This is a genomic window from Neisseria sp. MVDL19-042950, from assembly GCF_030504625.1.
Lineage (GTDB): Bacteria > Pseudomonadota > Gammaproteobacteria > Burkholderiales > Neisseriaceae > Neisseria.
In genome coordinates, this window is the sequence record NZ_JAUKWH010000010.1 from 53,306 (window position 1) to 72,070 (window position 18,765).

The 18,765-nt window shown below is 53.3% G+C and carries 13 protein-coding genes; 6 read left to right on the forward strand and 7 right to left on the reverse strand.

Annotated features, from left to right (window positions below; translation table 11 throughout):
- Positions 1–55 precede the first annotated feature (55 nt).
- On the reverse strand, positions 56–4,459 hold the full coding sequence (locus Q0X97_RS09290; protein WP_302066686.1) for an Ig-like domain-containing protein: 4,404 nt from the start codon (positions 4,457–4,459) through the stop codon (positions 56–58).
- Between the two features lie 223 nt (positions 4,460–4,682).
- Between Q0X97_RS09290 and arfA the strand changes: the two genes are divergently transcribed.
- From arfA to Q0X97_RS09305, 3 genes are all read left to right on the forward strand, one after another.
- The gene (gene arfA, locus Q0X97_RS09295; protein WP_302066687.1) at positions 4,683–4,883 is read left to right on the forward strand and encodes an alternative ribosome rescue factor ArfA; all 201 of its coding nucleotides are present in this window, start codon (positions 4,683–4,685) and stop codon (positions 4,881–4,883) included.
- 26 nt (positions 4,884–4,909) lie between these two features.
- Positions 4,910–5,545, forward strand: a complete 636-nt coding sequence (locus Q0X97_RS09300) for a vancomycin high temperature exclusion protein (RefSeq protein ID WP_302066688.1) — start codon at positions 4,910–4,912, stop codon at positions 5,543–5,545.
- A 350-nt stretch (positions 5,546–5,895) separates the two neighbouring features.
- The gene (locus Q0X97_RS09305; protein ID WP_302066689.1) at positions 5,896–6,525 is read left to right on the forward strand and encodes a tellurite resistance TerB family protein; all 630 of its coding nucleotides are present in this window, start codon (positions 5,896–5,898) and stop codon (positions 6,523–6,525) included.
- A gap of 115 nt (positions 6,526–6,640) precedes the next feature.
- On the opposite strand, the gene galU is transcribed toward Q0X97_RS09305, so the two are convergent.
- From galU to ampD, 4 genes are all read right to left on the reverse strand, one after another.
- Positions 6,641–7,513: a UTP--glucose-1-phosphate uridylyltransferase GalU gene (gene galU / locus Q0X97_RS09310; RefSeq protein WP_302066690.1), complete on the reverse strand. Its 873-nt coding sequence runs from the start codon at positions 7,511–7,513 to the stop codon at positions 6,641–6,643.
- Positions 7,514–7,632: 119 nt separating this feature from the next.
- Positions 7,633–10,071 carry an NAD-dependent DNA ligase LigA gene (ligA, locus tag Q0X97_RS09315; protein WP_302066691.1) on the reverse strand — a complete coding sequence of 813 codons (2,439 nt, stop codon included), beginning with the start codon at positions 10,069–10,071 and terminating at the stop codon, positions 7,633–7,635.
- A gap of 217 nt (positions 10,072–10,288) precedes the next feature.
- Entirely contained in the window at positions 10,289–11,575 is a 1,287-nt protein-coding gene (locus tag Q0X97_RS09320) for a cell division protein ZipA C-terminal FtsZ-binding domain-containing protein (protein WP_302066692.1), read from the reverse strand.
- Between the two features lie 163 nt (positions 11,576–11,738).
- Positions 11,739–12,299, reverse strand: coding sequence for a 1,6-anhydro-N-acetylmuramyl-L-alanine amidase AmpD (gene ampD / locus Q0X97_RS09325; RefSeq protein ID WP_302066693.1), 561 nt, complete (start codon positions 12,297–12,299; stop codon positions 11,739–11,741).
- Between the two features lie 212 nt (positions 12,300–12,511).
- Between ampD and mltG the strand changes: the two genes are divergently transcribed.
- From mltG to Q0X97_RS09340, 3 genes are all read left to right on the forward strand, one after another.
- Positions 12,512–13,507: an endolytic transglycosylase MltG gene (gene mltG, locus Q0X97_RS09330; RefSeq protein WP_302066694.1), complete on the forward strand. Its 996-nt coding sequence runs from the start codon at positions 12,512–12,514 to the stop codon at positions 13,505–13,507.
- Positions 13,508–13,653: 146 nt separating this feature from the next.
- The gene (gene tmk / locus Q0X97_RS09335; RefSeq protein WP_302066695.1) at positions 13,654–14,280 is read left to right on the forward strand and encodes a dTMP kinase; all 627 of its coding nucleotides are present in this window, start codon (positions 13,654–13,656) and stop codon (positions 14,278–14,280) included.
- 38 nt (positions 14,281–14,318) lie between these two features.
- Positions 14,319–15,566 (forward strand): DUF2254 domain-containing protein, encoded by a 1,248-nt coding sequence (locus Q0X97_RS09340; protein WP_302066696.1) that lies wholly within the window; start codon positions 14,319–14,321, stop codon positions 15,564–15,566.
- Between the two features lie 130 nt (positions 15,567–15,696).
- Here the strand turns inward: Q0X97_RS09340 and Q0X97_RS09345 are convergent, their stop codons facing one another.
- Positions 15,697–16,824, reverse strand: a complete 1,128-nt coding sequence (locus tag Q0X97_RS09345; RefSeq protein WP_302066697.1) for an aminotransferase class V-fold PLP-dependent enzyme — start codon at positions 16,822–16,824, stop codon at positions 15,697–15,699.
- 118 nt (positions 16,825–16,942) lie between these two features.
- Entirely contained in the window at positions 16,943–18,685 is a 1,743-nt protein-coding gene (locus tag Q0X97_RS09350) for a choline/carnitine O-acyltransferase (protein WP_302066698.1), read from the reverse strand.
- Positions 18,686–18,765 lie beyond the last annotated feature (80 nt).

Below are 18,765 nucleotides of genomic sequence, written 5' to 3' on the forward strand. Positions count from 1 at the left end.
TCTGAAAAGTTTCAGACGGCCTTTGTTTTGATAGCAAGGATATTTTCAGGCGGCCTTATCCGATGATAAAGCTGCTTTGGCTCAGCTCCAGATTTTTATCTAAAGTGGCAAAATGAATGGCATCTGCACCGCCGACACCGTCGCTATCGTAGCTCAGATGGCCTGTTTTGGCGTTGTAGGTGATGTAGTTCATGAAATCGGTCATGGTTGTATTCACATTGCCGAAAATGGCCGATGACAGTTCGATGGTGTCTGTGCCGACCAAAAAGTCGGTAATGGTATCAACGCTTCCATCTAACGGGGAATCGAATACAAAGGTGTCTTTTCCTTCGCCGCCGGTTAGAGTGTCGCTACCGCCGCCGCCGATAATTCGGTCGTTGCCCGCCATGCCGTTTAGGATGTTGTCGGCATTGTTGCCTTGCAAGGTATTATCCAGAGCGTTGCCCGTGCCTTTGATGGTGGTGGAACCGAGCAGGGTCAGGTGTTCGACATTATCGGTTAAGGTGTAATCAATGTGGCTGTGCACGTGATCGGTGCCTTCGTTTGCTTGTTCGATTACTTTGTCGTCTTGATGGTCGACAACATAAGTATCGTTACCGCTGCCGCCTTCCATAGTATCGGCTCCGGCTCCGCCGTCGATGTAATCGTTGCCGGCCGCCCCGTTGATTTGGTCGTCTCCTTTACCACCGTAGATAACGTTATCGGCCTTATTGCCGTGCAGTGTATCGTTGTGGGCGGAACCGATCAGGTTTTCGATTTGGGTGTCGTATCCGATAAAGGCTTGCTTGTCGGTAAAATCGTTGTAAGTGATTTGTCCGGTTACTCCTCGAATTTCTGTCGCAGGATCCAAGTCGAAATAGGTGTTTCGGTTCCAAACGGTTTTTCCACGCACGGCGAAATGTTCCACGCCGTCTTTATTGGTGGATTTTTCACCTGCATAAATCCATGAGCCGGGTGTCAAGTCAACGTTTACACCTTGGGTTTCGTTGGAAGCATCAAATGTGTCTATTCCTGCACCGTCCCAGATGTAGATATCGGCATCGGCGGATAAGGCGTTAAAGGTTTTGAATGTATAGGTGTCGTTTCCTTTGCGGGCATTGGGGTTGACACCGTAGCGGTAGTGCAGGAAAGCCAAATCATACAGGCGCAAATCATCGGTGCCGGAAAAATCGTTATACATTTTGTATGACATATTGGATACGCCGAGGCTGTCTTCGTCTTCGCTGAGAACGACTTTGCCGCCGTCATGGGTATGTTTCGCGCCCAGCGAGTGCATAATTTCATGGGTGGAAATGTAATAGCGGAAACGGTCTCCGGTGTTTTGGAAATAGCCCTTGCTCCAGTAAACATCGCCGCCGATATAGGCGAAGCCGGAGTTGTGTTTGAAACTTTCAGGCATATCGCCCATGTAGAAATTGATATCCGTTTTTTGATTGGTATCTTTCTCGGTAAAAGTAATGTCTACATATTTGCTAATGGTGTCCAAAGCATTTTTAACGACAGTGCGGGCATGATCCGAATAGGTAATCTGATTGGTTACACCGGCGCGGCTGGGCTCGGCTTGGATTTCTTCTGTCGTTGCAAAGTGATAGGTAAGATTGGCGCCTCCTTTGCCGGTGGGGTTTTTGTGCATATGCCCCCAGTTGCCTTGCATGTCGATCGCGTTGATGAAGTAGGGTAGTTTATCAGGCGATAACGCACCATGTTGGCTGACGAATTCGCCGGTTGTCGCATGCGGTGCCGTGTAGCCCATGCTGTTTGTAACGGTAATGTTGTTACCGGTGTTGTCTTGGGTGGCAAGTGTTGCGGTAACGGTGTGGCCGGCATTGGCCGCCAATTTTTCCGCAGGAATGGCTGTGCTGAAGGTTTTGTCTGCTTGAACGACAGCTTCATAGTGCTCTTTACCAACGGCAATCTGCACTTTATCCCCTTCTTTAGCGCTGCCGTCTGCAATACCGCGTATGGTAACGGTTGGTATGGCCTCGGTTTGGGCTACGGTATAAGTGCCGTTATCGTTTTTAGTCAAAGCATTGCCGCTTAATTCGACATGTTGTGCATCCAGTTTGGGTGTTTCTATCTTATGAATAAGGTAAACAGGTTTGTTTTGCTGGTTAGTGGTTTGTGTGAGCGAGAAAATATGGCTTTCGGTGTGAAAGTCGTAGTGGATTTCTTTGCCGCTCAACTTGGCCCATTCTTCAGACGGCACATCAAGGTGAAAGGTTTGGTCGTCTTCATTGATAGGCAGGCGGTATGATTTCTCACCGATTTTTAAGGTGATGCCGTTCAAGCGTTCGGGATTGCGCCCTTGTGCGAAGTCGCCGGAAAGGTTGACCTTGCCGTTGATGCGGATAAGCGGCTGGCTTTGGTCGGAAATCAAGGTATGGCCGTTTTCGATGGCGGTAATTTTTACCGATGCTGCGGCTTCGGCGCTTACTTTATACGCGTGCGAAGCCTCGGCATTCAATGAGTTGCCTGCCCGGTCTTTACTGTTTAAGACGGCCTGAACGGTATAGTTTTTATCTGCAACCAGATCGCTGCCGGCTACTTCGGTGCTGAAAGTTTTATCGGTGTTAACTGTTGCGGTGTACGTTTTATGATTAACGGTCAGCACAACATTTTGGCCGATTACGGCATCATCACCTGCCACGCGGCCGGTGAGCGTAACGGATTTTTTCGCTTCGCCCGCATTGATTAAGTTATCGGCGGTAAGGGCATTCAGTTCAATTTGAATATGATTTTCGGTTTTGACACTGTATGAAGTGCTGGTTTGGGCCTTGCCCGCATTACCTGCCGAATCATGGGCATCAATGCTGGCATGTACCGTCGGTGATTTGTTTTCGGACAGCAGTGAACCCGAAACCGTGGTGCTGAATCTGCCTTCGGCATCAACCGCGGTTTGGTGCGTTTGATTGTCGACGGTCAGCGTTACGTTGTCGCCTTGCCGGAATTCTCCGTCCACTTTGCCGGAAATGGTTACATTGTCGGCAGATTCTGCACGGTTGATGACGTTGTCGGCCGTGATGTCATCCAAACGGATAGACGTTTCGGGCGGCGTGAGGTCGGTGGTGTAGTTTTTGTGGGTTTCGGCGGTGGCTTGATTGCCTGCATCATCGGTAGCGGTAACTTGGGCGGTAACGGTCGTACGGCCGACCAAGTCGCTGCCGTTGAAATCAATGCTAAATGTGCCGTTCATTACTTTGGTATACAGCTCGATCCACATCGGGTTGCCCGCACAATTGGAGCAGGAGCAAGTAACCAGCACTTCTTGCCCGTCTTGCACATTTTCCGCTTGGCCGGTAATGGTAATTTTGCCTTTCGACTCTTCAATATTGATGACGTTGTCTTCGGTAATATTATTGATGGTTAAAACCGGCGTGGCTATTTCGGTATCGACGCGATAGCGGTGGATACTGGTGCTTTGAACGGCATTGCCTGCCTCGTCGCGCACGGTAATGTCGGCGGTAATGCTGTTGTTGGCGGCCAGTATGCCGCCGCTGACGTTGGCGCGGAATGAACCTCCGCTAACCAAAGCGTTGACGGTGTCGTTACCGATGGTAAGCGTGAGCAGGCTGCCGTCGGGAGCGTTGCTTACTTGGCCGGACAAGGTAATTTCATGCTCCGATTCGGTTTTATTGACGATATTGTCTTCGGTAACCGAATCGAAAGTGATCACGGGTTTTTCCATTGCGGTATCGGCTTTGTAGCTGTGTACGGCATTGCCTGCCGCCACGCCGCCCGAACTTACCGTTGCGCTGATTTCTTGGTGTACGGCCAGAGTTTTTCCGTCTACTTCGACTTCGAAGGTTCCGTTATGTACTTTACCCAGATATTCGGCATCGCCGATGCGCAGTGTAATCGTGTCTCCCTCGCCGGCATGGGATACCGTGCCTGAAACCATAACGGCACGTTTGGATTCGCTGAGGTTGATCACATTATCGGCGGTAATCGAATTGAATGTGATTACCGGAGCGGGTTTGGATTCGGAGCCGGATCGGCTTTCCGTATTGCCGCCTTTACCTCCGCCGCCGCCGCTGGCCGCCAGACCGAGGGCGGCTGCGCCTAAAAGGGCGGCTGCCCCCATGCCTACTTGCAAACCGCTTAATGAACCGCCGATGGTGATTTCTTGCGCAGTTACCGCTTCTTCGGGAATAATCATATCATCGGCGGCGGTAATGAATGTGCTGTTCAGACGGCCTAAGTATTGGCTGTCTTGCACCGGGAAGTTTGATTGATAGTTTTTCAGAATCAAACGGGGCGTTTCACTTGAATGCTCGTCAAGAAAAACCCATAAATCCTGATTGACCAGTTTCGAATCCGGCTCTGCAACCACAATACCTTGCTCGTCCAACAATTGGTAGCGGGTGTTGGGTTGGGCGGTCAGCGTGACGGTTTCACCGTCTGTCAAAGCGATGGCTTCGGTTTTCCCGTTGCGGATGATATTCAGCGTATAAGCGGCCATAATTTTTCCCGTAAAGTAAATTTATGTATTTTTGTGTTTAAAAATTTTGGTTATTATAAATCAAAGTTCATATTTTATGATATTCGGTATTAAATAAAAGATAATCGGTTATTATTGAAAAGGGAAAATTTTTTCGATTGGCAGAAATTTTGATATTGTTGCGGTTGTTCAAAACGGCTCTGCTACCATGCAGGCCGTCTGAAAAAGTTTGAAAAGGAACGGTATGCGTAGAAGGAAAACCGAAATAAATAAAGGTGAAGTTAACGATAACACTTTGAAAGCTCTGGTGAAGTCTAATCTTTTCCGGCACAAGGTTTATCGGAATAAAAAGGGCAGGGGCTCATACAGCCGTAAAAGCCGCAGCAACACGAAGTCAGATTTTTTGAGTATTATCAAAAAATCTGATTTTTTATTGGCCGTCTGAAAATGCTTGCGGGATTGTTGTATTTTTTGCCATTTGGATTATTTATTTTGGTTGCTGCCGATGTTTATATAACGTTCGCAGCCCGCAAACGCAGCTATCGGCGGGTTGACGAAATTCCTCAGGCTGATTTCGGGTTGGTGCTCGACACGGCGAAATATGTGGAAAACACCCGCATGCTTAACCGCTATTACCATTATCGTATCGAAGCGGCGGTGGAATTGTGGCGGAGAGGGAAGGTTAAAGCGTTTATCGTCAGAGGCAGCGGCATCAACCATTGCCCCAGCGAAACCGTCTGCATGCAAAACGATTTATGTGCGGCAGGCGTGCCCGAAACTGTGATTTGGCAGGATACGGCGGGGCTGCGCACACTCGACAGTATTATCCGTTGCGCCGGACGTTTTCCCGAAAGCAGCTTTTGTATCGTTTCACAGCCTTTCCACAATCAGCGTGCATTGGTGCAGGCCAAAGCGTGTGGTATAGAGGCTTGGGCTTACAACGCCGGCATGGTCGGCATGAAAACAGGATGGAAAACACATGCGCGGGAGCGGGCGGCGCGCCTGCGCCTTTGGTACGACTTGGTAATGAAAACCGCCCCGATTTACAGTTTGGAAGCGGTGCCCATAGCAAAGGCTGCGAATCGGAAGGGTTTTCAGACGGCCTGATGGGAAAAGGCAAGGCAAAACAGCACGGTTAAATGTTAACTCGCGGCAACATTTTCTTACCATGCGGCGGCTTGGCATTTTGAAGAAGCAGCCCATTTACATTTATTGAAAGCCGTTATGAACGGTATGGTAAATAAATTTTGACTTGTTACTGCGCTTTAGGCCAAAGAGCGCGATTTTGTAAGCCGTTTAGTCGGCAGCAGAATCGGTTTTGTACTTTGTATCGTTGCTGCTTACCGGTTTGCATCAAAAATAAGTTTATTTGCCGTAGTGTGGAAAATCGGCGGCTATCGTTTTCGGTGTGTTGGCGGATATTCCGATAAATTCTCTCCCAATATGAAAGGAAAGGTATGAATTTCAACAATCTTTTAAATCAGGTATTAGGCAGCGTGCAGCAAAAAACAGGCGGCAGCGGCAGTAACGGCAAGGATACTTTGATGAAGATCGGAGGCGGTGCGGCTGCGGCGGGTTTGGTATCCATGTTTTTGAAAAATAAAAATACCAAAAAAATAGTGTCGGCGGGCTCTATGGCTGCTTTGGGCGCTTTGGCTTACCATGCTTATCAAAGCTGGCAGCGCAATAACGGCGATAACCAAGCCGTTTTGAATCAGGCTGCGTTTGAGCCCGTGGGCCATGATGCGGAAAATGCAGGGCGAATTATTCTGCGCACGATGATTGCCGCCGCTTCCGCCGACGGTTTGATTGACGAGCAGGAACAACAGTTGATTCAAAATGAAAGCGGCGGCGATCCGTCGACCCGCCAATGGTTGCTTGCCGAAACCGCCCGTCCCGCAACACCGGCCGACATCGCCCGCGAAATCGGCAACAACCCTGCTTTGGCCAGTGAAGCGTATCTGGCTGCGCGTATGGTTTGCGGCGATTTGGCACGCAAAGAAATCGTGTTTTTATCCCAGCTTTCACAAGCCTTGAATCTTGATGAAAAACTGGTGGAAACGTTGGAGAAGCAAGCCGGATTCTAAAAGCTCCGGGAAGCGGCTTGGCCGTGTGAAATGCCGGATAAGGCTAAAGGCCGTCTGAAAAGTTTTCAGACGGCCTTTGCTTTGTTGACGGCAGATAATGCTTATACGGCTTGGTTTACGCTTTTTCTGCGTACTGTTTCAGCAACTCGCGGAAAGCGTCGCCGGTTTCGGGGTGTTTCAAACCGTAGGCGAGGGTGGCTTCCAGATAACCGATTTTGCTGCCGCAATCGTAGCGCGTACCTTCAAAAGCATGTGCCAGCACAAACTCGTGATCCAGCAGGCGGGCGATGCCGTCGGTAAGTTGGATTTCGTTGCCTGCGCCGCGCGGCAGGTTGGTGAGCAGGTCGAAAATACGCGGCGTGAGAATGTAGCGTCCGACCACGGCCAGATTGGAAGGCGCTTCTTCGGGCTTCGGTTTCTCAACGATATTGGTGATGCGCTTGTAGTTTTTCAGATTTTCGATTTCAACGATGCCGTATGAACCGGTTTGCGACGGGTCGACGGTTTCTACGCCCAAAACGCTGTTGCCGGTTTGGTTGTAGATATCCACCATCTGCTTCAATGCGCCTTGCGGTGCGTCGATCAAGTCGTCGGCCAGAATCACGGCAAACGGCTCGTCGCCGACAGCGGCTTTGGCGCACAGCACGGCGTGCCCCAAACCCAATGCTTCGGCTTGGCGGATATACAGGCAGGTAATTTCGGGCGGCAGAATGTTGCGTACATGTGCCAGCAGTTTTTCTTTATTGCGGTGTTCCAGCTCGGTTTCCAACTCGTAGGCTTTATCGAAGTGGTCTTCGATGCTGCGTTTGTTGCGGCCGGTAACGAACACCATTTCGGTACAGCCTGCGGCCACGGCTTCTTCTACGGCATATTGGATCAGCGGTTTGTCGACAATCGGCAGCATTTCTTTCGGGCTGGCTTTGGTGGCCGGCAGAAAGCGGGTGCCCATACCGGCAACGGGGAATACGGCTTTTTTAATCGGTTTCATCATGTCTCCTTAAATGTGTTTGGCAATATGACAAGTTTCGAATAATAAAGTTTGCGATAGATTCGGCCTAACTATTAAATTGTACTGGAAGTTTCCAAATAAAAAAACTTGAGCGGGCGTTACGGATTCAATAAAGCCGTCAACTGCGCTTCATCCAACACCGCCACGCCCAGCGCATGGGCTTTTTCCAGTTTGCTGCCCGCCGCTTCGCCCGCGACCACGTAGTCGGTTTTTTTCGATACGCTGCCTGATACTTTCCCGCCCGCCGCTTCGATCATGGCTTGCGCTTCGTCGCGTTTCAGCGTCGGCAGCGTGCCGGTGAGTACGAAAGTTTTACCGGCAACGGCTTGGTTGAGGCCGTCTGAAACGGTTGGTTCGTTTTCAGACGGCATGTGGTCGAGAAACTGCTGCATCGACAATAAAAGGGCGGTATGGGCGGTTTGGCTGCGCCAGCTTTGCCAATCGCTGTTCAGGGCTTGGTCGTGCAGCAGGCCGTTTATGCTTTTGCCGGCCAAATCCCACAAGGCGGCGGCTTTGGTTTCGCTGATTTTGAAACCGGGTAGGCGGCTGAGCCATTTTTGCGGTTCGACATATTGCACCAGCGGCAGGGTAACGGCTTGATCTTTCGGGATAACGCCGACGGCAAGCAGCTCGTCTATCATGGCTTGCTGTTCTTCTTGGGCGAAGAAATGGGCGATGGAACGGGCGACGACGGCACCGATGTCGGGCAGGCAGGCCAGCACCGGTTCGGGTGCGCGGCGTACTTTTTCCAGCGTGCCAAACGCCTGCGCCAGCACTTTGGCCGTGCGCTCGCCGACGTGGCGGATGCCGAGGGCGAACAGGAATCGCGCCAGCTCGGGCTGTTTGCTGGCTTCGATGCCGGCGAGGATGTTTTCCGCCCATTTGGTTGGCGACTGTTTTTTCGCCGTTGTTTTGAGGCCGTCTGAAACCGTGCCGCCGGTGTCCGCAGCCTGCTCCTTATCGGCGTTTTCTTTCATCAACTGCAAAGTCGGCACGTCCAAACGGTAGAGGTCGGCGAAATGCTGCACCAGATTTTGGGCGACCAATTGCTCGATTTGGCGTTGCCCCAAGCCTTCGATGTCCATCGCTTTACGCGAAGCAAAATGAATCAGCCCTTGCGCGCGCTGCGCCTGACACAACATGCCGCCGCTGCAACGGGCCACGGCTTCGCCTTCTTCGCGTTCGATTTCGCTGGCGCAGATCGGGCAGCGTTCGGGCAGGCGGTATTGGGGGTAAACGGGTTGCTCGGCGGCGGTTGCGGCGGGTTCGGCAAACAAATCGTCTTGCAGGCCGTCTGAAACGGTTTCGGTAACGGTTTGCGTCGGGCGGCGTTCAAACACCACGCGCACTACTTCGGGAATCACGTCTCCCGCGCGGCGCACTACTACGGTGTCGCCCACGCGCACGTCTTTGCGCTGCGTTTCGCCTTCGTTGTGCAGCGTGGCGTTGGTTACGGTAACGCCGCCGACAAACACCGGTTGCAAGCGGGCGACGGGGGTAACGGCACCGGTGCGGCCGACCTGCACGTCAATCTCCTCGACCACGGTTAAGGCTTCTTCGGCGGGGAATTTGTGCGCGATGGCCCAGCGTGGTGCGCGGGAAACGAAACCCAAAGTTTCCTGCTGCGCCAAACTGTTCACTTTCACCACCATGCCGTCGATTTCATACGGCAGCTCGGGGCGTTTTTGCGACATTTGTTCGTAAAATGCCAGTATTTCGGCGATATTTGGGAAAACGCCGAATTGTCTGTGCGGCAGGCTGAAACCGAGTTCAGACAAATAAGCCAGCTCTTGAATATGCTCTTCCAAACGTGCGCCGCCTTCGATACGGGCGATGCCGTAAGCGAAAAAATGCAGACGGCGTTTGGCGGTGATGCGCGAATCGAGTTGGCGCAGGCTGCCCGCCGCAGCATTGCGCGGGTTGGCAAACAGTTTTTGATTGTTGGCCGCCTGCATCTCGTTTAAGGCGGCAAAATCGGCTTTGAGCATCAGCACTTCGCCGCGCACTTCAAGCAGCGAGGGCAGGTTGTCGCCGCGTAGTTTCAGCGGAATATTGGCAATGGTTTTCACATTTTGGGTAACGTCTTCGCCGGTGGTGCCGTCGCCGCGCGTGGCCGCCTGAACCAGCACGCCGTTGCGGTAGAGCAGGCTGATGGCGAGACCGTCGAATTTGGGTTCGATAACGTATTCGGGTTGAATGCCGGATAATCCGCCGCGCACGCGCTCGTCAAACGCCAGCATTTCGGCGTGATCGAATGCGCCGTTTTCGTCTTGCGGCGAAAAAGCATTGTTCAGCGACAGCATCGGCACTTCGTGGCGCACGCTTTCAAAGCCGTCCAAAGGCATGCCGCCGACGCGCTGGGTGGGGCTTTCGGGCAGGCGCAAATCGGGGTGGGCGGCTTCGAGGGCTTCGAGTTCGCGGAAGAGCCGGTCGTACTCGGCATCGGGTACGGTCGGTGCGTCGAGGGTGTAGTATTCGTAGGCGTAGCGGTTGAGCTGTTCGGTGAGTTCTTGAATGCGGCGTGCGGTGTCGTTCATGGATGAGGCCGTCTGAAAAAGGTAAGTGGTTTTTCAGACGGCCTCAAATCTGAAGATATGAAACAGGCCGTCTGAAACAGATAGGCCGTATTGTATAGAAAAAGGGGCTTTCTGCCATGCCCCTTCTGCATGCCGAAATGGTTCGGAGAATAAAAACAGGCCGTCTGAAAAGTTTTCAGACGGCCTTTGATGATGGTTTGCACTGTTGCTGTGCAGATTAAGAAAACAGACGTTGCGCCAATTGTCCGCCGGGTTCGATGCCGACTTTTTTCATTTCGTCCTGACGCGCCAGCACATAGCTGCGGACATCTTTCAGCCATTGGGTGGAAAGTTCTTCCAGTTTGTCGTTAACCAAATCCAAGCCCAAGGTGCTGGAAAGTTTTACGGCCAAATCCATAAAGCGGTTGAACTGTTTTTCGCCGGCGGGCACGTGGGTGATGTCGAACAGCATGCTGAAGCCGCGGTAGGCTTGGCTGGAAAGCAGGCTGGAGGTAAACGGTGCGTTGTCGAGCGTAACGATGCTGAACAGCGGTTCGCCGTTTTCGTCGGGCAGGTGGAACGCGCCGTCTACGCCGAGCTCGAAGCTCAAACTTTCTACGGCCGAGCGCAGTTCGATGCCGCTTACGGTGCCGCGGGAAACCAGATGCATGGCGATGGTTTGGTCGACGCGGGCGCACAGTTCGTCGAGCGGGCGGGCGATGTTCAGGAAGGTTTCCACGTCGGTAAGCAGCAGGCCGCCGTTCATTTTTTCGGCAAAGCTGTTGACCTGCGCGCCGAAATGCTCGATTTCCTGAGTGGTGGCCAAACCGCTGCGGCTGATGGCTTGCAGGCCGATGATGAAGCCTTGGTAGTAAACGCTGGGAATCGGTTCGGCGATTTGGAAGCGGTCGTCCATGGTGCAGCCGGTGATTTGGAAGCGGTGGCGGCCGGCAAGGCGCGGAATGGAGTGCAGCTCTTGCGGTTCGCTCAGGGAAATGTAGGCCATGTAGTCGAAGCGGTGGTCAAACCACGGCAGTTCGAGTTTGGTTAAATCCTGCAAATCCAGCAGCAGTTTGCGCTTGCCGTAAAGTTTGGTTTGCGAAAACACGGGGGCGGGCATTTGTTTGAAGTCGAAAGCGGCTTCGGCGGGTTTCAGCTCGGGCTTGATAACGGTTTCGGTGAAATCGTCTTCGAATTCGATTTCGATGTCGGGCTTGCTGGCGGCCGCGGCGGATACCCGGGCGGCGAACAAGTCGTCTTTCGGCTGCACCATTGCAGGTGTGTCGTCTTGGGGTTCCGAAATGTCTTTTTGGCGCAGCGGGCGGATGGGAACGCCGGTTTGCTCTTGCGATTTGCCGTCGCGCACGAAATCGGTTTTGCTGCCCATCAGCGCATCTTTATCGGAATGGCCGAATTGCTCGCGCACCTGCTGGCGGTATTTGTTTTCTTGATACATGTTGTAGGCGATGATGCCGAGGATGATGGCCAAGCCTAAAACGAGAATAATCAGCGTTGTTTCACTCATAATAATCTGTGAACCCGTGTTTGAATGGTTGGTCGGTGCAATTGCGGAGATTATAGCGAAATTTGGGCCTGCTGGCAGCTTGCGGGCGGGAAAAACCGTACTTTATTTGCTCTTACGGCAGCCGGATTTTAAGGTTTGCAAAGGCCGTCTGAATGCGGTGCGGTCAGTTTTCGCCGAGTACGACCGGAATGCCGAGCCGCCGTATTTTTTCCCAATCGAAAAAGTGGCCGGGATCGCTTTTGCGGCCGGGGGCGATATCTTGGTGGCCGGTTACCGCTTCGATCGGGTAATGCTCTGCAATCGCAGGTAAAAGGGTGTTTAAACATTGATATTGGGCGGGGGTAAAAGGTTCAAAATCGCAGCCCTCGATTTCGATACCGATTGAAAACGCATTACATTTTTCTTTGCCGCGGAAAGACGAAACCCCCGCGTGGTAGGCGGCATCGCCGCACGATACGAACTGGACGGCTTCTCCCTGCCGCGTAATCAGAAAATGGCTGGATACGCGCAGTTCGGTAAGGATGCTGAAAAACGGGTGTTCTTCGGGGTCGATGCGGTTGGTAAACAGTTTTTCCACGGCACCGTTGCCGTATTCGAACGGCGGCAGGGAAATATTGTGCAGCACCACCAATGAAACGGTTTCGTTTTCCGCTCTGGGGGAAAAATTGGGTGAATCTACGCGCCGTGCGCCTTGCCACCAGCCTTGTTGCCAGTTGTTTTCCATAGGGTTTTCTTCGATTTTCAGATGGCCTCGGCAAAGTGGTCGGGGCCGTCTGAAAAGATAGGGGTTGTGAGATAAAGAAACGGTTTGTTTGTTCAGACGGCCTTTTATCGTAAAAAAAGCATGTAAATCCCGCCGCCAAGCAATAATAATGCCACTCTAAGCGTCTTTTACGTTTTATACTGTGCCCGAATTTTGACAGAACGAATCCTACCATGTTGAAAAAATTGTTTAAATGGCTTGCGGGCCTTTTTATTTTGTTGATCGCCGCGTGGTCGGCTTTGTTGTTTGTGCCGAAAGACAACGGTAAAGGCTACCGCGTCAAAGTGGAAAAAAACCAAGGCATGGCTTCGGTGGGCCGCAAGCTGGCCGACGACGGGGTGATTTACAGCCGTCACGTGCTGTTGGGCACGGCCTATCTGCTCGGCGTGCACAACCGCTTGCATGTCGGCGCTTACCGGCTGCCTAAAAAGGTTTCCGCATGGCAGATTCTGCAACGCTTGCGCGGTGGCCGCCCCGATTCGGTAACCGTGCGGATTGTAGAAGGCATGCGCTTTTCGCAAATGCGCGGCATCATTAACGAAACGGACGACATCGAGCACGAAACCCGCGGTTGGAGCAATGAAAAGCTGCTGAAAACCATTGATCCGAATGCGTTGAGCGAAAACCCAGAAGGGCTGTTTTTCCCCGACAGCTACGAAATCGACGCGGGCAGCAGCGATCTTCAGATTTACAAAACCGCCTACCGTATGATGCAGCGCAACCTGCAAGCGGCGTGGGACGAACGCCAAAGCGGGCTGCCGTATAAAAATCCGTACGAACTGCTGATTATGGCCAGCTTGATCGAGAAAGAAACCGGCCACGAAGCCGACCGCCGCCATGTTTCCGCCGTGTTTGCCAACCGCCTCGCCATCGGCATGCGTCTGCAAACCGATCCGGCGGTAATTTACGGCATGGGCAAAGCGTATAACGGCCGCATCCGCAAGGCCGACCTGCGCCGCGATACGCCCTACAACACTTACACGCGCACCGGTTTAACGCCCACGCCGATTGCTTTGCCGGGCAAAGCCGCGCTGGAAGCCGCCGCCCATCCGTCTCAAGAAAAATACCTGTATTTTGTTTCCAAAATGGACGGCACGGGCTTGAGCCAGTTCAGCCATTCTTTGGAAGAGCATAACGCCGCAGTGCGCAAATATATTTTGAAGCGTTGATTTGTGCGGATTATTTGCAGAAGGCCGTCTGAAACAGTATTCAGACGGCCTTGCGTTATAATGGCCGCATTTTATCGTTAAGCGGTTTTCAGGCGGCCTCGGCCAAACTTGCGCGGAGGCCGTCTGAAATGATTGGAAAGCCTTTTATGCAAGCACAATTCATCACACTCGACGGCATCGACGGTGCCGGCAAATCCACCAATCTGGCTGTGATTAAAGACTGGTTCGAAGCCCGTAATCTGCCGGTGCTGTTTACCCGCGAGCCGGGCGGCACGCCGGTGGGCGAAGCCTTGCGCGAGATTCTGCTCGATCCGGCCACCAAAGCCAGCCTGCATACCGAAACGCTGTTGATGTTTGCCGCCCGCCGCCAGCATATCGAAGATGTGATTCTGCCTGCGCTCGAGCGCGGCGTGAATGTCGTTTCAGACCGCTTTACCGATGCCACTTTCGCCTATCAAGGTGGCGGCCGCGGCGTGCCGCTGGAAGAAATCGCCGTACTCGAAAACTGGGTGCAGGGCGGTTTCCGGCCGGATTTGACGATTTTGCTGGACGTGCCTTTGGAAGTGTCGATGCAGCGTATCGGTAAAAACCGCGAAAAAGACCGTTTCGAGCAGGAAGAGGCCGGTTTTTTCACCCGTGTGCGCGAAGTTTATTTGAACCGTGCCGCCGCTTCGCCCGAGCGTTATGCGGTTATCAACAGCAACCGCGATATCGGCGAGGTGAGAAAGTCGATTAATGCGGTTTTGGACGGGCACTTCGGTCGGTATCCGTAAGATGGGTTTTCAGACGGCCTTTTGATATAGGGAGCAGAATGATGATGTACCGTTGGTTGTTGGCATTGAAAAAACCGAGTAACCGCTTGTGGGTAACGCCTGCGGGCTGGGCGGTGTTGGCGGTATGTTTCGCCTTTGCCGCGCGTTTGGCGGGCGTGTGGCTGCCGCCCGACGTATTGCCGGAAATACAGTTGTCGACGCTGGAAGGTTTGCTGGACGTGATTGCTTCCAGCATGCTGGCGGTGAGCACGTTTTCTTTGTCTATCATGGTGTCGGCATTTTCGTCGGCCGCCAACGGTGCCACTCCGCGCGCCACCGAACTGGTGATGGGCGACGACAATACCCGCACGGCGATTGCCAGTTTTATTTCCGCCTTTATTTACGCCATTATCGCCAAAACCGCGCTGGGCACGGGTTTTTACGGGCAAAACGGGCGGTTTGTATTGTTTGTCAGCACCATTGTCGTGCTGGTGTATCTGATTGTTACGTTGATACGTTGGGTGTATACGCTTTCGCAGCTCGGCCGCATGGACAACACGCTGAATAAAATCCAAACGGCGGCGCACAAGGCTTTGGTCGAATTCCGCGCTAACCCGCAGATGGGAACGGCATGGCGCGGCACGTGCGGCAGTTCGGTGTGTTTGGTAAAGGCGGGATACAGCGGGTATCTAACCCATATCGATATGGCTTCGCTGCAAAACCGCGCCGAAAAATCAGAGGCATATGTGCATATACTGGTGCGTCCGGGCGAATTGTTGATGCACGATACGCCTTTGATGCTGATAGAGGGCGGCAACGGGCGGGAAGATGGTTTTACCGATTGTTTCGTGTTCGGACAGACAAGAAGTTACGACCAAGACCCGAACTGGGGCTTTATCGTGATGAGCGAAGTGGCGCAAAGGGCTTTGTCGCCGGCGGTAAACGACCCCGGCACGGCCATCAGCGTTATGACGGGCATGATGCGTTTGCTGACCGGGAGGCCGTCTGAAAACAACGGAAGTGCCGTAACGCAGTACGACCGCTTGTCGATAAAGCCTTTGGATTGCGGCGAATGGGTGCGCGACGGATTCGCTCCGATTGCGCGCGACGGTGCAGGCATATTGGAAGTGGATTTGGTGATGCAGAAGGTGCTGGCCGGTATTTGGCGCAACGCTCCCGAGGCTTCGGTGTCGGAAGCTGCGGCGGAAATGGCAGAAAAGGCTTTGCAACGGGCATTGCAGGAATTATCGTTTGAGCATGATGCGCAACAATTGAAACGTAAGCACGAGGCTTTATTCGGCAATTGAATAATTGAAGCGGCCTGGGCTTTGGAAAGCGTTATCGGGAGCCGTCCGAACCGTTTGTGCGGTGCGGTTATGTGTGTATATATGAAAGGCCGTCTGAAAAGTTTTTTCAGACGGCCTCAAGTTTATCTGCTTAAACTTTATTCAAAGCATCTTCAAAATGGGCAACCGTGCGGTCGATGTTTTGCAGTTTGTCCAATCCGAACAAGCCCAAGCGGAAAGTTTGGAAATCGCTGCGTTCGCCGCATTGCAACGGCACGCCCGAAGCAATTTGCAAACCGTGGGCGAGAAAGGCTTTGCCGCTTTGGATGCCGGCATCGGTGGTGTAGCTGACCACCACGCCCGGTGCTTCAAAGCCTTCGGCGGCAACGCTGGGATAGCCTTTTGCCGCCAGCAGCGCACGGATTTTGCCGCCTAATTCGGTTTGGGCGGCTTGCAAACGTTCGAAGCCGACAGCCTCCGCTTCTTTCATCACATCGTGCAGTTTCAGCAGTGCATCGGTGGGCGGCGTGGCATGGTAAGCATGGCCGCCGTTTTCAAAGGCTTCCATGATTTGCAGCCATTTTTTCAGGTCGAGCGAGAAACTGTCGGATTCGGTGGCCTGCACTTTGCCGTAAGCGGCTTCGTTCAGCATCACCAAACCGCAGCAGGGCGAGCCGCTCCAGCCTTTTTGCGGGGCGGAAATCAAAATGTCGATACCGAGTTTTTCCATGTCGAGCCAGATACAGCCCGAAGCGATACAGTCGATAACCAGCAAACCGCCTACGGCATGGGTGGCTTCGGCCAGCTTCTGAATATAGCTGTCGGGCAGCATGATGCCGGATGCGGTTTCTACATGCGGGGCGAATACCACGGCGGGTTTGTATGCGGCTATTTCGGCACATACCTCTTCAACCGGCACGGGGGCGAACGGAGCTTGCGCTTGGCCGGCCGGTTGTCTGGCGGTCAGCACTTTGGTGTCGGCGGCGATGCGGCCTTTTTCGAGAATCTGTGTCCAGCGGAAGCTGAAGAAGCCGTTGCGCACAATCAGGCATTTTTCGTCGCGGGCAAGCTGGCGGGCAACCGCTTCCATGCCCGACGAGCCGCTGCCGGGAATCACGGCGACATGTTCGGCGTTGTAGACTTTTTTCAGCGTGGAGGAAATGTAGCGTAAGGCCGTCTGAAATTTTTGCGACATATGGTTTAAGGCGCGGTCGGTGTAAACGACCGAGTATTCGAGCAGGCCGTTTTCATCGACCTCGGGGCGGGGCAGAGTAGTCATTTTTCTTCCTTTGTATTTAATTTATATGGTGCGTGGGCATGTTAGCACTATCGATGCGGGCTGTAAAAGAAAGGCCGTCTGAAAAAAGATTCAGACGGCCTGAGGGCTTGGGTAAAACTTAACGTTCGACAAACGGCGGCACGGCATACCGTATATAGGTAGGCGCGCGGCCGCTTATGCGGCCTTTGGGATTGAGAAACGCCAGTAGACGCTCTCCGCCTTGTTTAACCGATTCGAGAAAGATGCCGGCTTCCTGCTTCTGGCTGGATAGATGGCTGACGGTAAACAGCCATCCTTCGTGCGTTACCGTGTAATTGATGCCCAAGCCGCCCGCCGATGTGGGGGCGAAAGCGAAATTGACGGTGTTCGCATCGTCGCCGAGGGTGGAGGTGGACAGAAAATCGGTAATGAAGGTTTTGTATCCTTCGTTGTGGAAGAATGCCGGCACGCGGCTGCATACTTCTGGCACCATCAGTTGCAGCCCGAGCAGATGGCGGTTGGCTCCGCGCCCTTGCTTGGCGGCTTTGACCCGGGCTTTGTGTTCGGCGAGGGCGGCATCCAATGCCTCCCTGCCGGGTTGTTCGCGCAAAAGCCCTGCCACAAAAGCCAGCGATTCGTCGGAAATGGGGCGCACGCACTCCGTGCGGCCGCTCTTGAAATGGCTGGCATCGACGGCTTCGTAGGTGTTGCGGACATCGCCGTAGGTGGAAAGCTGCGCATATTGCAGCAAAAACTGCATCAAGGCATCTTGGCTGATGCCTGCGGGAATACTGTGGCCGTTAAACGGAACGGTGATGCTGAGCACGCTCATTTTGGCGGCGCGGGCGGCATAGTTTTTCTGCCATTGCGCCCAATTGTGTTGCAGGGTTTCGTCCAACTGCCATTGGTAACGGTTGACCGCCGGTTGAATGGTTTTGCCGGCGGGTTTGTTTAGATGCTCCGCGGCACGCACGACGATGCCTTTGAGTGCGCCGCCGTCCTCCCAAGCATGTTCGCAATGCAGGAATAAACGTCGGGTAACGGTGTTGTAACAATAAGTGGCGGGTTTGTAACACCACACGTTTTGTTGCGGCACGAAGGTGGCGAGGGCGAGGTCGGCATCGGCATCGAGGTCTTCTTGGTTGATGCTGATGTGGAATAGGTCGTTTTCGATATATTTGACCAGCTCGGCATTATCGGCCTCCAAACGCAGGGTTTCGTATACGGCAGCGGTTTCGTCTCCGCCCAAATAGCAGGGAACGGCGACGGGGAAAGGGTTGTTGTCGGAGTCGGTCAGAATCTGCTCGAAAGCCTGTTTGAACGTATCGGGATGATAGGCTTCGAATTGCTCGTCGAGCGCGGTAATGCGGTAGTAAAAGCCGTTGTGCAATATCCCGATATGACGGCTGCCTTGCGGGGCGAAATGATAGCCGTCGGTTCCCTGACGGGGAACGCGGCAGGCTCCTTGCAGAATTTTCCATTGCTCCATGCAGACGGGCGTGCCTTGCGGCGTTTTCGGTGTTGGAATGCGGTTGTGGCGGTAGTCGGCGCATACGGAAGCCAGTGCGGCAGTCCATTCCGCCGGCCCTTTGCCGAGCGTTTGAACGGCAAAACCGACATTGCTGGTTAGCGGAAGGGGAGTACGGGTTTTTAAATAGCTCTCCAGCCACGCATCAATCAGCCAGCTTTTTTCGGCGTTGTTATCAAATTTTTGAAGGGCCGCTTGCAGTTCGGGGCCTTTGCCGCGGGCGGATTTGAAATAGCGGGTGGCGGCTACGGTTTTTTTGTATTCTTCGTCGGTCAGCAGCGGCCGCACTTGTTTCAGATAACGTTTGCAGGTTTCGTTGAGATCGGGAATGGGCAAACGGGGGAGCGGGGGCATGTTTTCTCCTTTCAGACGGCCTGTCTTCGGTTAGTGGGAAACTGCATGGTAAAGGCGGCGGATTGCAGTTTGTCGGTAAA